Below are 238 nucleotides of genomic sequence, written 5' to 3'. Positions count from 1 at the left end.
GGACCTGGAAGCCGACCTCGACAAGCCGATCCCGGAGCGCTTCGAGGCCCTGGCCGCCGAGCTGCGCGACGAGGGCATCGACGAGCCACAGGTGCGCCGCATCGTGCGCGCCGTCGGCGGTTCGGGCTTCAACCTCAACCTGTTCCCCAACGTCGCCTGCTCGATGGCGTTCTTCCGCGTGCTGCAGCCGATCTCGGTGACCGAGACCGAAATCCATCACTCGGTGATCACCATGGAC

General features: G+C 66.8%; 1 pseudogene. It reads left to right on the top strand.

Annotated elements, in window-relative coordinates:
- Window positions 1-238: pseudogene (locus SB725_RS33735) on the top strand (aromatic ring-hydroxylating dioxygenase subunit alpha); the annotation flags it as partial.

This window comes from Pseudomonas sp. SIMBA_041 (assembly GCF_046535095.1).
In the GTDB taxonomy this organism is placed as follows: domain Bacteria; phylum Pseudomonadota; class Gammaproteobacteria; order Pseudomonadales; family Pseudomonadaceae; genus Aquipseudomonas; species Aquipseudomonas mucoides.
The sequence above is the reverse complement of the archived record's forward strand: the minus strand, read 5'-3'. Positions and strand labels throughout refer to the sequence as shown.